This window comes from Streptomyces sp. GS7 (assembly GCF_009834125.1).
In the GTDB taxonomy this organism is placed as follows: domain Bacteria; phylum Actinomycetota; class Actinomycetes; order Streptomycetales; family Streptomycetaceae; genus Streptomyces.
In genome coordinates this window covers 4,443,754-4,458,777 of the sequence record NZ_CP047146.1, presented here as the reverse complement: position 1 = coordinate 4,458,777, position 15,024 = coordinate 4,443,754, and the positions used below count along the sequence as shown (strand labels likewise).

General features: G+C 68.3%; 16 protein-coding genes. 7 read left to right on the top strand and 9 right to left on the bottom strand.

Annotation, left to right across the window (positions count from 1 at the left end; all coding sequences use genetic code 11):
- The first annotated feature begins 12 nt into the window (after positions 1 to 12).
- Together GR130_RS19775 and GR130_RS19770 are read left to right on the top strand one after the other, a co-directional pair.
- Positions 13 to 966, top strand: coding sequence for a LysR family transcriptional regulator (locus tag GR130_RS19775; RefSeq protein ID WP_443043769.1), 954 nt, complete (start codon positions 13 to 15; stop codon positions 964 to 966).
- A 226-nt stretch (positions 967 to 1,192) separates the two neighbouring features.
- Positions 1,193 to 1,600: a hypothetical protein gene (locus GR130_RS19770; RefSeq protein WP_159505952.1), complete on the top strand. Its 408-nt coding sequence runs from the start codon at positions 1,193 to 1,195 to the stop codon at positions 1,598 to 1,600.
- Positions 1,601 to 1,612: 12 nt separating this feature from the next.
- On the opposite strand, the gene GR130_RS19765 is transcribed toward GR130_RS19770, so the two are convergent.
- The 3 genes from GR130_RS19765 to GR130_RS19755 form a co-directional block, all read right to left on the bottom strand.
- Positions 1,613 to 1,882, bottom strand: a complete 270-nt coding sequence (locus GR130_RS19765) for a hypothetical protein (protein WP_159505951.1) — start codon at positions 1,880 to 1,882, stop codon at positions 1,613 to 1,615.
- Positions 1,879 to 2,694: a hypothetical protein gene (locus GR130_RS19760; RefSeq protein ID WP_159505950.1), complete on the bottom strand. Its 816-nt coding sequence runs from the start codon at positions 2,692 to 2,694 to the stop codon at positions 1,879 to 1,881. The genes GR130_RS19765 and GR130_RS19760 overlap by 4 nt, the downstream gene beginning before the upstream one ends.
- Positions 2,695 to 3,389: 695 nt before the next feature.
- On the bottom strand, positions 3,390 to 4,292 hold the full coding sequence (locus GR130_RS19755) for a LysR family transcriptional regulator (RefSeq protein WP_159505949.1): 903 nt from the start codon (positions 4,290 to 4,292) through the stop codon (positions 3,390 to 3,392).
- A 188-nt stretch (positions 4,293 to 4,480) separates the two neighbouring features.
- On the opposite strand from GR130_RS19755, the gene GR130_RS19750 reads away from it, so the two are divergent.
- Positions 4,481 to 4,774 carry a DUF1330 domain-containing protein gene (locus GR130_RS19750; protein ID WP_159505948.1) on the top strand — a complete coding sequence of 98 codons (294 nt, stop codon included), beginning with the start codon at positions 4,481 to 4,483 and terminating at the stop codon, positions 4,772 to 4,774.
- Here GR130_RS19750 and GR130_RS19745 read toward each other — a convergent pair.
- Both GR130_RS19745 and GR130_RS19740 read right to left on the bottom strand, forming a co-directional pair.
- On the bottom strand, positions 4,755 to 5,573 hold the full coding sequence (locus tag GR130_RS19745; RefSeq protein ID WP_236573228.1) for an RES family NAD+ phosphorylase: 819 nt from the start codon (positions 5,571 to 5,573) through the stop codon (positions 4,755 to 4,757). The two genes, GR130_RS19750 and GR130_RS19745, sit on opposite strands and share 20 nt — an antisense overlap.
- Positions 5,573 to 5,920 carry a hypothetical protein gene (locus GR130_RS19740; RefSeq protein WP_443043630.1) on the bottom strand — a complete coding sequence of 116 codons (348 nt, stop codon included), beginning with the start codon at positions 5,918 to 5,920 and terminating at the stop codon, positions 5,573 to 5,575. Before GR130_RS19740 ends, GR130_RS19745 begins: the two co-directional genes overlap by 1 nt.
- Before the next feature lie 76 nt (positions 5,921 to 5,996).
- Here GR130_RS19740 and GR130_RS19735 point away from each other — a divergent pair.
- Positions 5,997 to 7,231 (top strand): IS3 family transposase gene (locus tag GR130_RS19735; RefSeq protein WP_159505947.1). Its coding sequence is split into 2 segments (ribosomal slippage): positions 5,997 to 6,276 and positions 6,276 to 7,231, totalling 1,236 coding nucleotides; the frame shifts between segments, so codons are not numbered across the junction.
- Between the two features lie 83 nt (positions 7,232 to 7,314).
- Here the strand turns inward: GR130_RS19735 and GR130_RS19730 are convergent.
- Both GR130_RS19730 and GR130_RS19725 read right to left on the bottom strand, forming a co-directional pair.
- A complete protein-coding gene (locus GR130_RS19730; RefSeq protein WP_159505946.1) occupies positions 7,315 to 8,274 on the bottom strand; it encodes a polysaccharide lyase in 960 nt (319 codons plus the stop codon).
- A 711-nt stretch (positions 8,275 to 8,985) separates the two neighbouring features.
- On the bottom strand, positions 8,986 to 9,729 hold the full coding sequence (locus tag GR130_RS19725; RefSeq protein WP_159505945.1) for an alpha/beta hydrolase: 744 nt from the start codon (positions 9,727 to 9,729) through the stop codon (positions 8,986 to 8,988).
- Positions 9,730 to 9,812: 83 nt separating this feature from the next.
- Between GR130_RS19725 and GR130_RS19720 the strand changes: the two genes are divergently transcribed.
- Entirely contained in the window at positions 9,813 to 10,787 is a 975-nt protein-coding gene (locus tag GR130_RS19720; RefSeq protein ID WP_159505944.1) for a helix-turn-helix transcriptional regulator, read from the top strand.
- A 298-nt stretch (positions 10,788 to 11,085) separates the two neighbouring features.
- Here the strand turns inward: GR130_RS19720 and GR130_RS19715 are convergent, their stop codons facing one another.
- Positions 11,086 to 11,550, bottom strand: a complete 465-nt coding sequence (locus GR130_RS19715; RefSeq protein WP_159505943.1) for a MepB family protein — start codon at positions 11,548 to 11,550, stop codon at positions 11,086 to 11,088.
- Positions 11,551 to 11,623: 73 nt separating this feature from the next.
- Between GR130_RS19715 and GR130_RS19710 the strand changes: the two genes are divergently transcribed.
- Complete coding sequence (locus tag GR130_RS19710; RefSeq protein ID WP_159505942.1) at positions 11,624 to 12,292, top strand: response regulator transcription factor; 669 nt, start codon at positions 11,624 to 11,626, stop codon at positions 12,290 to 12,292.
- Positions 12,289 to 13,626, top strand: a complete 1,338-nt coding sequence (locus tag GR130_RS19705) for a sensor histidine kinase (protein WP_159505941.1) — start codon at positions 12,289 to 12,291, stop codon at positions 13,624 to 13,626. Before GR130_RS19710 ends, GR130_RS19705 begins: the two co-directional genes overlap by 4 nt.
- A 324-nt stretch (positions 13,627 to 13,950) precedes the next feature.
- Here the strand turns inward: GR130_RS19705 and GR130_RS19700 are convergent, their stop codons facing one another.
- A complete protein-coding gene (locus GR130_RS19700; protein ID WP_159505940.1) occupies positions 13,951 to 14,946 on the bottom strand; it encodes an alpha/beta hydrolase in 996 nt (331 codons plus the stop codon).
- Positions 14,947 to 15,024: the final 78 nt, after the last annotated feature.

Below are 15,024 nucleotides of genomic sequence, written 5' to 3'. Positions count from 1 at the left end.
GCCTGAAACGGAATTACGCTGGTGAACAACCCTGACCCGGTCATCGATGCCCAACTCGCCGTCGCGCTGGACGCTTTGCTGTCCGAGCAGAGCGTCACCCGCGCCGCCGCCCGCCTGCACACCTCCCCCGCCGCCATGAGCCGCACCCTGGCCCGCCTCCGCCGCATCCTCCAAGACCCCCTCCTGGTGCGGGCCGGACAGACCATGGTCCCCACCCCGCGCGCCCAGGCCCTGCGCGACGAAGCCGCCACAGTGGTGCGCCGCCTCGGAGCACTGCTCTCCCCCGGCGCCGGCGTCGACCCGGCCGCCCTGCACACCACCTTCACCCTCCAGGCCGCCGACCTGGTAGGCGCGACACTGGCCCCCGGACTGCTGCAACTGGCCCGGCAGCAGGCTCCAGGGGTCTCCCTGCGGTTCCGGGCTGAGGAGTTGGAGGCCGGACCGGCACTCCGCGACGGCCGCATCGACCTGGAGGTCGGGTCCATCGACCACGTCGACCCCGAAACCCAGGTCGAGGAACTGGTCACCCTTCGCATGGTGGCGGCCGTCCGGGCCGGCCACCCCCTCACCGAAGGAACCCTGACCCCGGCCCGGCTCGCCGCAGCCGAACACGTCGTGGTCAGCCGTCGCGGCCGGTTCACCGGCCCCCTCGACGCCGCCTTGGCCAACCACAACCTCAGCCGGCGAGTCAGTACCGTCCTCCCCAGCCACTTGGCCGCGATGACCCTCGCCGCCCGCAGCGATGCCATCTGCCTCGTCCCCGCCGCGCTCCCCGGCGCCGCCCCCTCGCCCCTCACCGACACCGCCACCACCCTCGGCCTGCACCTCCTCAACATCCCCCTGCCACTGCCGCCCCTGACCATCGGCATGGCCTGGCACCCCCGCCATGCCGCCGACGGAGCCCACCACTGGCTGCGCAACGCCGTCCGCCGGACTGTGCACGCACCCGGGAGCTCGCCCCCCTGACACGGCCAAGGTCCCACCGACCACCATGATCGGTACGGAAACGGCCTTTTGTGCTGCGATGACCGTGAAGGTTCACTAGGTCACGGTTCACAAGAGGGCGGGTGCGCGACGAGACGCACGATCCGCCGAGGAGGCCGCTCAACGGTCTATGAACGCTGCGTCACAGGGCCTCGACAATTGCCTCGGAGGCGCCCTTTACGGCTGCCGTTGTCTGCAGGATGGCCCCGTGGTTGAACCCTTGACGCTGCCCGAGGAATTCGCGCTGCTCTCACTCGCCGAGACCGGCAAGGTGATCGACTCCGGCCAGGCCGAGGTCGGCTGCGCGGTGGTCGAACTCGGCGAGCTGGCGCTGCGCGGCAAGCTGGTGATTCGGACACGCCAGTCCACGGTGTTCGGCCTTGACGTGTATCACCCGTACCGAGCCGAGATCGAACTGGTCGACACCGGCTCCACCAGCCTGGCCTGGGCCGATGAACTGCTGGCTGAACTGGCGCACGCGGGCGAGGCGGGTGGTGCCCTACCAAGTGGAGTCCCAGCCCCCGTCGCTGCGAGCCACCAGCGCCGTGCTCGCCGCATTGGTGCCCAAGCGGTCGCGCGACTAAAGCGGGTCATCGCGCGTGGTCACGGTCGGTAATGACTCCACGGGCTACCGGCTGCTATCCATGGGCGGGGGTGCGAGGATCGTCTGCCGGACGATGCGGGCCACCTGACGAGCACCCCCGTGACCGAGTTCCCGCAGGCGGGGCGAGAGGCCGTCCGGCGCGGCGGTGCACGTCGCGAGAGCACGGAACCGCTCCATCAGCACGGACCGCACCGCCAGGTCGCCGGAGTGTTCGGTGATCTGCCGGTAGATGTATCCCAGTACGGCGTCCTCACCAGCTGGCCGCAGTTCGTCGACCAGGGCGCGGTCGATCACCGACCTGGCCAGGCGATGACGCTTCCGCCCGGTACGCCGAAGATTTCGGCGTTGAGGATCTGGCTGAGGTTCTGCGGTGGCAGCAAGGCGGTCGGCAGGTCCACCGAGGCCGCCTGAAGGATCGTTGTGCTGCCGGGTGAGGTGAATAGTGCGTCCGCCTGCAGCAGGGCCGCCTCGAACTCATACGCGGAGGACGGCCCGACGCGAACGGATCCGGGCAGCGTGGCGGCCAGTTCGGTGTGTGCCCACGCTGGCAGGTTGCCGCAGACGGCCGCGATCTGATGCCCGGCACAGATCAGCGCATCGACCAGTGGGATCACGACCGCGCGCAGGTAGGCGTCGGAAGCGCCGCCGACCAGGTGGCTGTGCAGCCCGCCGACGCTGAGCACCACTCCGGCGCCGCCGCGCCTGCGACGGGGCGGTGGCACGATCGGCTCCACCCAGTGCACGTTGGCCCACTGACGCAGAGGGCTGGTCGGCGGCAGCGCACCCGCAGGGCTGTGCTGGGCGCAGTACATCGTTGCCGCAGCCGGTACCTCCAAGTCGGTGGTCCACAGATAGGGCAGGCTGTCGACGTAGACCACCGGCGTGCCGGAGCGGGCGATCCTGTCGGCGGCCACGGGGTCGTTGATAACCAGGGCGGCAGCCGGCGCGCCGGGGCTGTGAGCGAACCGGTGCCGTCCGTCAATGACCTGCGCGGCGAGCTTGGCTGTGTTCGACGCGTTGTCCATCAGGATGTCGAGGCCGTCGAGTTCGTCCAGGATCAGCCGCAACTTCCCGATGCTTCCCCAGCCGAAGTCGGTGGTCGACACCAACAGAGTGCCAGTCGAGTGCACGGTGATGGACCCCGTTCCTGGAAGACGTCGGGTTCAGTTGCTACGCGAAGTCTCTTTCCAGATAGAGACTGGACGGAACCCGCAAGCGAGCGAGGCCAACGCCTGAACGTCATGGCGGCCAAGGAATGGCGCTGCCTGCGTGGCAACGCTGCCTCGTCCTCGTATCTGACGACGCCACTGATAAGGGGGGCGAGACTGGTAGACGCGCATGTTGAGGTGTCGCGTATTCCTGATGGGTGGCGGTGGCGGTGTCACCGGGTGTGGTCGCCGGAGGCGTATCGGCTCCAGGTGCCGCCAGCCTCGGTGACGAGCCGGGTAGCGGTTTTGTCGTGGTTCGGCCTCGGGGAGCAAGGGAACAGTGGTTGGCGTTAAGCATTGACCGACGTCATGGACGCCGTTGACGGCGGGCGTTCCCGCCGGTTACCCGTGCTTGTCCGGTTCGGCGTCGGCGAAGGCGCGGTATCCGCCGAGGTCTCGGGCTGGGCGAGGACGTCGCCGCGGTGTACGACTCGGACCGGACCTGGGGCCATCATCGGATGCTGATCCGCCGGCGTAGCGAGGTCGTGTCGGACATTCAGCAAGACCGCCGTCGTCATCACCGCGAAGTCCGCCGGGCGCAGGGTCTTCGGCCTCGCCACCGCAGGCGTACATCTCGCTTGACCTCTTGCGCGTCAGTCCGGCAGCCAGTGCAGCTCGTGCGCCAGGGTTTTGGCGACGGCACGGATGCGGCGGTGTAGTGGCGACTGCTCGCGTGGGAGGACCAGGTGGATCGTCAGGCTGGGCGCGCCCCGCAGCGGTCGCCAGGTGAGACCGGCGGGTTGTGCCGTGGCCGCGGCTTCTCCGGCCGGGGCGAGGGTGAGCCCGTCGCGCAGGTCGCGCTGAGACATGTCGAAAGAGACTGCGGGCGTGTGGAATCGGGGGTGTGGTCGGGTGTCTCGGAACAGTGCGGACAGCTGATCGTGGATCACGGGGTTGGCCGCACGGTCCGGGAGTCGCAGCGGATACGCGGCCGCGTCGGCGATCTCGATCTCCGGGTGTTCGGCCAGCGGATGGTGCTGCGCCAGCTGGACCCCGATGCGCGCACGCCGCAGCAGGAACCGGCGCACGCCACGGCCCGGTTGTTCACCGCGGGTGATCCCGGCATCGATGCGGCCGTCGGCGACCGCGGGGGAGATCTCCGGTGTCGCCATCGGGACCGCACCGACCTCGAGTCCGCTGTTGCCGCGAATCAGCCTGTCCACCAGGGCCGGTGCCGTCTCGGCCCCGGCGCTGAGGCTGTATCCGATGCGCAGCGTGCCCAGTTCACCGGCCGCCGCGCTCCGGGCGGTGTCCCATGCCCGGTCCAGCGCCGCCAGGGCGGGCGGCGCGGACTCCGCCAAAGCCGCACCGGCCGTGGTCAATACGACGCTACGCGTGTTGCGGACCAGCAGGGCCGTACCGAGTTCCGCCTCCAATCGGCGCATCCGGGCGCTGAGTGCGGGCTGTGCGATACCGACCCGTGCGGCCGCGCGGGTGAAGTTCAACTCCTGCGCCAGCACCAGGAAGTACCGCAGGCTCACCGTATCCGGCGCCACGTGCCCTCCCTGCCGATTGATAACGATCCGTTCTGAGTCTATCCCGTACCGGTCTTTCCCTCGGCCGCACATCAAGCCCTAACCTGCGCATATGGCGATTCAACTGATCGCAGTACCCGTCGCCGGGATCGATCGATCCGAGTGTCAATTCGAAGTCGGACGTGTCCGGCCGAACACAGGGGGTTTCCATGGCTAAGGGCTACTGGGTCAGTGTCTACCCCGCCATTTCCGACCCTGAGAGGCTGACTGCCTACGAGAAGCTGGCCGGTCCGGCTGTCCGGGCTGGGGGCGGGCGCCTCCTGTCCCGTGGCGGTCGAGTCGTCGCCCACGAGGCCGGAATCACGCAACGCGTCGTTCTGATCGAGTTCGACGGCTTTGAACAGGCCGTCGCGGCATACGAGAGCGAGGCATACCAGAAGGCGCTGGTGGCCCTCCCCGACGGCGTCGAGCGCGACTTCCGCATCATCGAAGGCATCGACTGACCGGCGGGCCCAGCCATCGCTGAGCATCCGTCACCTGATACGCACACGGTGCTGAACGACGACTCACGAGACGAGTTCGAAGCCATGCCCCGCGTCCCAGTTCGTCGTCGACGTCCTCGACGGCCTGATCCCAGGGGTTGAGACTGGTAGGCCCGCATGTTGAGGATACTGGTTCGCCCGGTCGATCCCCGCGTCGGAGTCGAGTTCCGCGATCCCCGAGTCGGCCACCACGTCCAGCGGTTTGCCGTCGCAGTGCGGGAACCGGTCGTGGAACAGCACCAGGGCACACTGCGGCCGGTTGTGCCGGGACTGCCAGATCAGCCCCCATGACGTCGGAGGCCTGCGCCCGGATCTCACTCGCCCAGCGCCGGGCGGACACATAGTTGCGCTCGTCCTCCAGGAGCGTCGACTCCTGGCAGACCGCGGCGAGGTCCTTGGCCTCGATCAACGAGACCAGGGTCAGGTCGCACCGGGTGCGCAGCACGCTCAGCGAGCGGCGCACGACCGTGGCGTACGGGATGCGCCGCCGTCCGGCGGGCTGTTCGAAGCGGCGGGAGCGCAGCACGCTCTCCGCGAGGGCCGTGGTCGCGGTGTCCGCCAGGTAGAGGCAGTGGTACGGATCGAGCGGGGTGCCGTCGAAGCGGTTGCCATCCGTGAACTCGAACGGGTCCGCCAGGTTCGGGTTGAACTCGTGCGGCGCGTATCGCGTGTTGTGCACCCGCCACAGCTCCGCACCAGCCGGGATCACGTGTCGGACGGGCCGCAGTTCCAGCGACGTCATGGGAAAGAGGCCGGTCATCAGTCCCCCTCCACCAGTGCGGCGGCCGCTACCACCAGTTCCTGGTCGGGCCGTCGGCCCAGGAGCGCCGCGGGTGTCCCGCCCAGCCAGGTGTTTCCGCTGAGCCACCAGGCCGCGGCTCCCCAGGGGTCAATGTCGACGAGGAGCAGCCGGTTGATCCGCAGCACGATCTCGTACGGGGTTCCGCAGCCGGTGGGGAACTGGAACTCCGGGTAGCGATCGCCGCCTTGAGGGTCGGCAAGTCTGATCAGTTCGGGCGGCGGTGCCGCTCCCCCGCACCGTGCGTGCGCCTCGTCCACGGAGAGGGCCGGTGCCCAGAGGATGTCGTCCGAGGTGCCATCCCACATGCTCGGTGCCGGTGCGGCATCAGGTGAATCGCCCCGGGTTTGATGGAGATCATCAAGACCCGGAAGGATGCCGATCATGGCTGCTCCCCGTAAGTACCCCGACGAACTGCGCGAGCGTGCGACGCGTCTGGCGGTCGAGGCCCGTAAGGACCCGGTCGGCCGGGCCGGTGCGATCAAGCGGATCGCCGATCAGCTGGACGTGCATCCCGAGGCTTTGCGGGGGTGGGTAAAGCGGGCCGAGATCGACGATGGTGTCGTGCCGGGGACGACCAGTGGGGAGGCCGCGCGGATCGCGGAGTTGGAGCGGGAGGTGAAGGAACTGCGGCGGGCGAACGCGATATTGAAGTCCGCCTCGGCTTTCTTCGCCGCGGAGCTGGACCGTCCACTGCGATGAAGGTCACCTGCATCGACCAGTACAAGGAGACGTTCGGCGTCCAGCAGATCTGCGACGTCCTGTCCGAGACGGACGCGCCGATCGCGTCGAGCACCTACTACGCCGCCCACAGCCGTCCGCGCTCGGCCCGCAGCCTGCGCGACGAGCACCTCACCGAGGAGATACGCCGGATCCACGCTGACAACTACGGTGTCTACGGGGCCCGCAAGGTCCATGCCACCCTGGTCCGCGAGTACTTCACGGTGGCCCGCTGCACGGTCGAACGGCTCATGCGTCAGGCCGGACTTCGCGGGGTGATCCGGGCCAAGAGTCCGCGCACCACCCGGCCCGCGCCCGAGACCAGCCGTCCCGCCGACCTGGTCGAGCGCCAGTTCACCGCAACTGCCCCGAACCAGCTGTGGGTTGCTGACATCACCTATATCAGGACCTTCTCCGGCTGGGTCTACGCGGCCTTCGTCATCGACGTGTTCTCGCGCATGGTCGTCGGCTGGCAGGTCGCCACCAGTCTCTACACCGACCTCGCGCTGGACGCGCTGGAGATGGCGATCTGGCGTCGCCGGCACACCGGCGTCGACCTGGCCGGTCTCACGGATCACTCGGACCGCGGCGTTCAATACCGTGCTATTCGCTACACCGAACGCCTCGAACAGGAGGCGGCCGTGGCCTCGGTCGGCTCCAAGGGCGACTCGTATGACAACGCCCTCGCCGAGGCGTTCAACAGCCTGTTCAAGGCCGAGTTGATCCGCCACAAGGGCCCCTGGGCGTCCATCAACGACGTCGAGATCGCCGTCGCCGAGTACGTCGACTGGTTCAACCAGAGACGCCTGCATGGCGAGCTCGGCCACGACACTCCTGCCGAACACGAGGCCGCCTACTACGCGGCCGAACCCCCTGCGTCACTCCAGAAAACCAGCTAACTCACTCTCCACGAAACCCGGGGCTTGACATACCTCTGCTTGATCTACGGCTGGCTGTTGGTCCGATGCACAGGTTCTGGAGGTCAGTGGGGGGCGACGTCCTTGTAGCTCGCCGCGCCTTGCGCGGTGCGGATGGCGTCGTCGTAGACGGTGATCGGCTTGGTAGCGGCGGTGTCCTGGCGGTACTTGGCTGCGTTGAACGACTTCCATTCTGGGTGATAGATGCCGATCTTGAAGTAGGGGCCCTGCTTGTTGTTGTACTCGTCCGGACCGGTGTAGTTGACCTTCTCGTGCCCGTCCTGCCACAGCTGCACCAGCCCGTCACTGTTGTGGGACCACTTGGCGTGCAGCACGAAGTTGACCCACACGCCCTTCTTGATGGACCCCAGGTTGAAGGTCCGTGTGCCCTTACCAGCCCCCTTGAAGTCTGGGCCCTGCGTGTTCCAGTGCATCTTCAGCCGCCACTGGTTTCCTTGGACGGACAAAGCGACAGGTGGCTGGCCCGTTCCGTCACCTGCGGTCCTTGCGGTGTCGACGATGGCGTGCCATTGGGCGAGGATGTTGCCTTGTGGGTCGTTCTGCCAGGTGGGGGGCAGGTAGATGCTGAAGCCGTACCAGTCCTCCGAGCCCATCGGCACGGGCGGTCGGGCGACCTCCGAGCGGAAGCTGCCCAGTTGATGGGGGACCGTGGCCTGCAGTGCGTAGTGGCCGTCCCGGGTCGGCGAGGAGACGCGCTGGAGCAACCCGCCCGGCTGCTGTTCCATCTGCGTCAGGGACAGCTTGCGTCGGCTGTCGGTGCTGTCGTTGACGGCGGTCTTCCAACCGTTGTCAGCTTGCTGCTCGAACCCGTCGTAGAAGACCCCCGAACCTTGCGTCGAGCCCTTCGAACCGCCTTCCGCCGGGGTGCCTGCGGCCGTGGCGGAGGAGGAAGTGTTGGCATGGGCGCCGGAGCCGGCGTCCTTCCCCGTGCACGCCGACGCGGTCAACCCCACGGTCAGGGCCAGGGTCACCGACCAGACGCGGCTCTTCGTCGAGATCATCATTCGCCTTCCTGTCATTGATTTCATTGGGTGCCTCCCATGCGGGCCTGCTGCTTCACGGCGCGTATTCGCGGGGCCGACGCGAGGGCGATCACCGGCGACGCGCACTTGTCAGGTCGGCGGCCATCGCGGCTGAAGGAGACCCAGCTGATGCCTCCGGCACGTCGGCGGGAGGGTGAGACCAGGCTGTGGATTCAAGGCGCCTGGCTGAATGCGGCGCACGGCCATGGTCGCCGACGGCGGTGATAGGCCGGTCGTACACGTCATGGATGCAGTGTTCCGGCGGAAACCTGAACGTACCCTGACCAGCCGACCGGGCCCGCCCCCGCGGGGGCTTGCGGAAAACCTTGGTGAATACTCTGCGTGAGAACTCTCCTGCGCCTAGCAAGGTCGCGGACCGCCGCTGAGGGCGGTCCCCGACAGGGGAGCGGTGGTTCCGTGACGTACTGGGAATCAGGTCGCGTGAAGCACGACCGTGGGATGGAGACGGGAAGCCCGGACCGCCGGATGGACCGCGTCCGCGCGCTCACACGTGCCTGTGTCGCCCGGCTGCGCGTGTGAGGGGCCCGCCCGCACGGTCCCGGTGCGTGCCCACCTCGACGCGCATGCTCCGGCCAGGCGTTGATGGGTTGGATGCATGCCATGGAGATCGCGGCAAGGCGGATGCGGTGCAGAACACCGCGCAGTGCCTGCGCACGAGCGCGAATTTGCCTGTCAGCATGCGGAAGAGACGACTTCGTCGAGGGTGCCGGCGAGTTCGACGGGCCTGGACAACATGGGCCAGTGCCCCGTGGGCAGATGGAAGTGCCGCCACGGTGATTGGTTGAGGAAGGCCAGCGTCGGCACCGCGGCATCCAGCAGAGCCTTGGCATCGTTGCAGGCGACCACCACGCGGTCCAGGTCGGGACCGAACTCAGCAGGATTGGCGAGCCGCTGCTCGAAGGTGCGGAACGGCTGGGGCGTGGCACGGGTGCGCAGGAGGTCGCGCTGAGCCTGGTCGAGCCCTTCGATGCTGCTCAACGCGCCGAGAAGCTCGAACGGCGGCAACGGGAGCCGCCATCCGCCTCCGTGCTCGGCAACCTGCTCGCACAGCTGGTCCACGACATCTTCCGGCATGACATCGAGCAGGCGCATGCCCTCGGCGAAGGGAGCGCTGTCGAGATAGACCAGGCGCTCCAGCCGCGGCCCGAGGCGGCCCGCAGCGCCCGTGACGGGGACCGCCGCGTAGCTGTGCGCCACGAGGGTGACGTCCCACAGGTCCTGTTCCATGACGAACGCGGTGATGTCGTTGATGTGAGTGTCCAGGCTCACCTCCGGGGTGGCGTCGCCGGATCGTTCGCCCAGGCCGGTCAGCGTCACCGGCAGCGCCGCGTGGCCTCGCTCGCTCAGCGCACGAGCGGTTTCCTCCCATGCCCAGGCTCCGAGCCAGGCGCCGGGGACGAGTACGAAGGTAGACATGCGGATTCTCCTTGGATTTCATTGGTTGAGGCGAGGGTAGAGTCCATACAGGACAGTTTCCGCCCTGAAACCATGAGTGATCCATGTCACACCCCTTGACGCGTGTACTGGCCCTGCTGGAGCTCCTCCAGACACATCCAGGACTGACCGGCACGCAACTGGCCGACCGTCTGGGAACCGACGTCCGCACCGTGCGGCGCTACGCGGCGCGCCTGCGCGATCTGGGCATCCCCGTGGAGTCCGTCCGAGGCCGCTTCGGCGGGTACCGACTGGCCCGCGGCTACCGGATGCCACCTTTGATGCTCACCAACGAAGAAGCCCTCGTGGTCATGCTGGGCCTACTGGCCGGCGAGCGTCTGGGCATGAGCACCACCGCCCCAGCCAGCGCCGGCGCCCTCGCCAAGATCGAACGAGTGCTCCCCGACGCCCTGCGCGAACCGCTCGCCGCCATGCGGAACACCGTGGACTTCACCGCCAACACCGTGCTCGCACAGGCCCCTCAGACAGGCATCCTGCTGACCCTGGCGCAGGCATGCCGCTCCGCTCATACCGTCGGCCTGCACTACCGGTCCTGGTACCAGGAACACACAGAGCGCGACGTCGATCCCTACGGCGTGATCTTCCACGCCGGCTGCTGGTACCTCGTCGGTCACGACCACCTCCGTGACAGCCTGCGCACCTTTCGCATGGACCGGATCGAATCCGCCACGCCCAGCGCCAGCACCTTCACCGTCCCCGACGACTTCGACCCGGTTACCTACCTCGCCGCATCCCTGGCCCGGACCCCCTCCCTATGGCAGGTCGAGGTGCTCATCGATGGCCCTATCGATGACATCTCGCGTCGGCTGCCGCGCACGATCGCAACCCTCACCGCCACACCCACCGGGGTACTGCTGCGCGCGCAGGTCGAACGGCTGGAGTCCATGGCCCACCTGCTCGCCTCCATCGAATGGCGCTTCACCGTCCGCCGTCCCGATCAACTGCGCCAGTCCCTCAAAGACTTGGCCCAACAGCTCACGGCCGCCGCCGAACGGCCACCCGAGGACACACCGGAGTAGATTGCGGGTCTACCGCGACACTCCGCCGACCACCCACGCTGACCACCCGTCAATACCAACTACGGCCTGCGGAAGCGTGGACGAGTGTTCCTTCCAGATGCGTCAGCGGTCGCTGACGGGGCCCAGTAGTACTCGCGGAAAGACAACGGATCACCCCTGGCCTTCGGCGATACGAGTCTTGAGGGCGGTGTCGTGTCCGGATCGCGCGAAGATCTCACTGGCCGGTGTGGCGGGTGACGCCATCCAGCTGGGGCCCTGGGCGAGGCGGCAAGCAGCCATTGCGGACCGAAGCGCGGACCTACGAGTGGTAGAGGGCGCGGGCACGCGCCGGATCAACCGGCCCGTCCTCGTCGATGTGCAGGAAGTAGTTCACCTGCCACGCTTGGGTGCTGCGTGCCTGAAGATTGGCCGTGGTCACCCACGGCGGGTAGCCACGGAACCCTCGCTTCCCGGCGGAGCCGTTCCGGGACATGATCCCGCGCTCGCACAGCACCTCGCGCGGGAACACGAACTGTCCGAAGTGGCCGCTGTCGCGACTGCTGATGACGACGAGGTCAACCCCGTCGTCGGCATCGAAGGGCCGGATCGGCCCCTCCGGGGACCGCTGCCACACCGTGACGAACTGGCCGACCTTCGTCGGGGTGGATTTGGCCGCGCGGAATCTGACCGAGCGCCCGTCGAGCGTGAACTCGTCAGCCGCGTACTCGGCGCTCTCCGGTTCGGGCACCGGCTGTGGGCAGGCAAAACCACCCGGGTCGTACACCCATGCCTTCGCTGCCAGGAGATCGCAGTGAAGCGCGTATCGGCTTCACAGGCAGCCGGGTGATACTGCGGGTATGACCGAACCGACGGTGCTGGTCGTCGAGGACGACCATGGGCTGCGCGAGGTGCTGGCCCGGGGGCTGCGCGAGGAGTCCTTCGCGGTGCGTACCGCAGCCAACGGCGCCATGGCGCTGCGCAGCATCGATCCGGGTGTGGACGCGGTGGTGCTGGACGTGGGGCTGCCGGATGCGGATGGCCGCGATGTGTGTCAGGCCATGCGCGCCGCGGGGGTGACCGCTCCTGTGGTATTCCTCACGGCCCACGACGTCATTACCGACCGGCTGGCGGGTTTCTCAGCCGGCGGTGACGACTATCTGGGCAAGCCCTGCCACGTGGCCGAGCTCGCCGCGCGCCTGCGCGCCGCATTGCAGCGCACCGGCCGCGGCGCCCAGCCGCAGACGCCGGCGCTGAAGCTGGACCCGGTCACCCACGCCCTGTGCCCCGCGGAGGGGGCGCAGGTACCGTTGACGCCGACGGAGTTCCGGCTACTGGCCTGCCTGATGTCTGCTCCGGGTGCCGCCGTGCGCAGACGGGTTCTGGTGCGCGCGGGCTGGCCCGAAGGCGCGTACGTGAGCGACAACACGCTCGATCAATACCTGCTGCGGCTGCGCCGCAAGCTGCGCCGGGCGTGCGGCACGCACGGCATCGACACCGTACGCGGTGTGGGCTACCGCTTCACATGAACGCATCCCGCCTTCACCGGCCATCGACGCTGCGCGGCCGTCTTGCGCTGCTCGCACTGGCCATCGCCGCGATCTTGATAGCGGTTCCCATCGCCACCTTCAACCTGGTCCTCCACGGCCAGCTGGGCCACCAGATCGAGCAGCAGCTGCGCACGCGAGCCACCGCCGTTGCCTCGACTGTGACCGCGCATGCAGACGGGACCATCACCGTGCGGCAGACCCCGAACGACGCCGTCGCGGACCGCACCGGGTGGATTTACCAGGGCACCACCAACATCGAACGCCCCCATGCCACCGCGGCGCTCCAACGTGCCGCCGACTCCATGGCCGGTGCCGGCAGACGATACGAGAACGTCGCAGGCTCACGTCTGTTCGCGCTGCCGCTGAATCACGGCGGGCGCCAGGTCGGCACCGTGGTCACCCAAGTGAGCCTGGACTCCTACACCTTCACCACCCGCGCCGTCCTGGCCGGCTCGATATCGCTCGCGCTGCTGCTCCCCGCCTGCGTCTACTGGCTCGCACGCATGATCGTCGGACGAGCTCTGCGCCCGGTCACCGCGATGAGCGCCAGCGCCGCCCGGCACAGCGAAGACGGCATCACAAAACGCTTTGGCACCCACGGCCGCCCGGCAGAACTGGCGGAAGTGGGTGGCCACCTCGACACGCTCCTGGAGAGACAGGCCGCAGTCCTGCGCCACGAGAAGCAACTGACCGCCGAACTCTCCCACGAACTGCGCACCCCCCTCGCGCGCATCTGCGCCGAAGCCGAATGGCTCACCGCCCGCCCCCGCAGCGACGCCGAGCAGCAAGCCTCCCACCAGGCGATCGCCGACGCGGCAGAGCGCATGCGGCAGATCTGCCGAACCCTGCTGACCGAGGCCCGCTCCAGCACCGTAGGGCCCGGCCAGTGCCAAGCCCGGGAAGTCCTCGAAGCCCTCGCACAGCGCGCCCGCAGCGAACACCCCGACGCACCCCCGATCACGGTTCACGGCGCGGCCATGACGGTGGGGGTTCCGGCCCCGCTGCTGGAACGCATCCTGACACCGCTGCTGGACAACGCCCGCCGCTACGCCACGACCCAGGTGACACTCGAATACACGGCTGGGGAGAACGGGGTCGAGATCACGGTCGCCGACGATGGACCCGGCGTCTCCCACGCCGTGTCGTCGCAGGTCTTCGAACCCGGTTACCGCGCCGATCCAGAAGACGGCCACGACGGCGCGGGCCTGGGACTCCCCCTCGCTCGCCGCCTGGCCCGCACCGCCGGCGGCGACCTCACCCTCGACGCCACCACGACCGGCGCGCGCTTCGTGATCCGCCTCCCCGCCAAGTGAATACCAGGCTTCGGGTACACCCGGGCCACATCGGACACGCACCAGACATCACGCCACGACGCCCGCCCGGACTCGCTGCGCGTGGACATATCCGTGGCTCTGGGACGCCTTTCGCTTCCGCCTGGTTCAACGAGGCTGACGCGAAGCGGTAGTACCGCAGATTGGGCTATTTCCATCCTCAACCCACGCCAGGCCCGCTACCTGTGACTCCAGGATGGAAATAGCTCAGTGGTGCTCAGGTGACCGACAAGGCGACCTGCTGCCGCGATCAGCGAGACCGGGCCCGGCTCTCACGAAGCCGGACCCGGGTCGCCGTTCGTCCGATCACCATCGGATCGTGGCAGCTGACCACCCGTGCAACGCGTCGCGCAGGGTGTCACCGGCCAGCTTGAGCGCGACGTTGTTGGCGGCGGTGTCGCGCAGGCTGTCCAGCATCATGAAGTCGTGGACCACGCCCAGCACACGCACCGCCGTGACCGGGATCCCCGCCTCGCGCAGCCTGGCCGCGTACGCCTCGCCCTCGTCGCGCAGCACGTCGGCCTCGTCGGTGATGACCAGGGTCGGGGGCATGCTCCTGAGCTGGTCCAGTGAGGCGCGCAGCGGTGAGGCGTGGGGGTCGGCGCGCTGAGCGGGGTCGGCGGTGTACTGGTCCCAGAACCACTTCATGCCTTCGAGAGTGAGGTAATAGCCCTCGGAGAACTGCTGGTAGGAGGGTGTGTCGAAGTTCGCGTCGGTGACCGGGTACAGCAGCACCTGGCACTTGAGGCTCAGTCCGCCGCGCTCGGCGTTCATCATGGCGAAGACGGTCGACATGTTTCCGCCGACCGAGTCGCCGCACACCGCCACCGTGCCGGGGTCCAGCTTCATCGCGGGACCCTGGTCCTTGAGCCACTGGCCGACCGCGTAGTTCTGCTCGATCTGGGTGGGGTACCTGGCCTCCGGCGCCCGGGTGTAGACGGGGAACAGCACGGCGGCGTTCGCGCGCACCGCCAGCTCGCGCACCAGGCGGTCGTGGGTGTTCTCGTCGCCGAACACCGAGCCGGCGCCATGGATGTACATGATGACCGGCAGCGTGCCGGTAGCGCCCTCGGGACGGACGATGCGCACCCGGAGCCTGCCGTACCGGCCGGCATCGGCCTCGGCCCACTGCCCGTCGATCGCGGGTTTGCCCACCCCCTCACCGGTCTGCAGGCCCGCCAGCGCGTCGCGACCCTCGGGCGGGTCGAGTTCGTAGATCCGCGGATGCGGGTCAGTGGCCCGGGCCAGCTCGCTGGCCGCAGGCTCCAGAACAGGGGCAGGTGAAGGCACGAGCGTGGCCATGAAGGCCCTCCTCGGTCGGCTGGACACGGCGATCCCGTCACGGTCACCACTCACCATCGATATCGCTCGGGTCTGCTG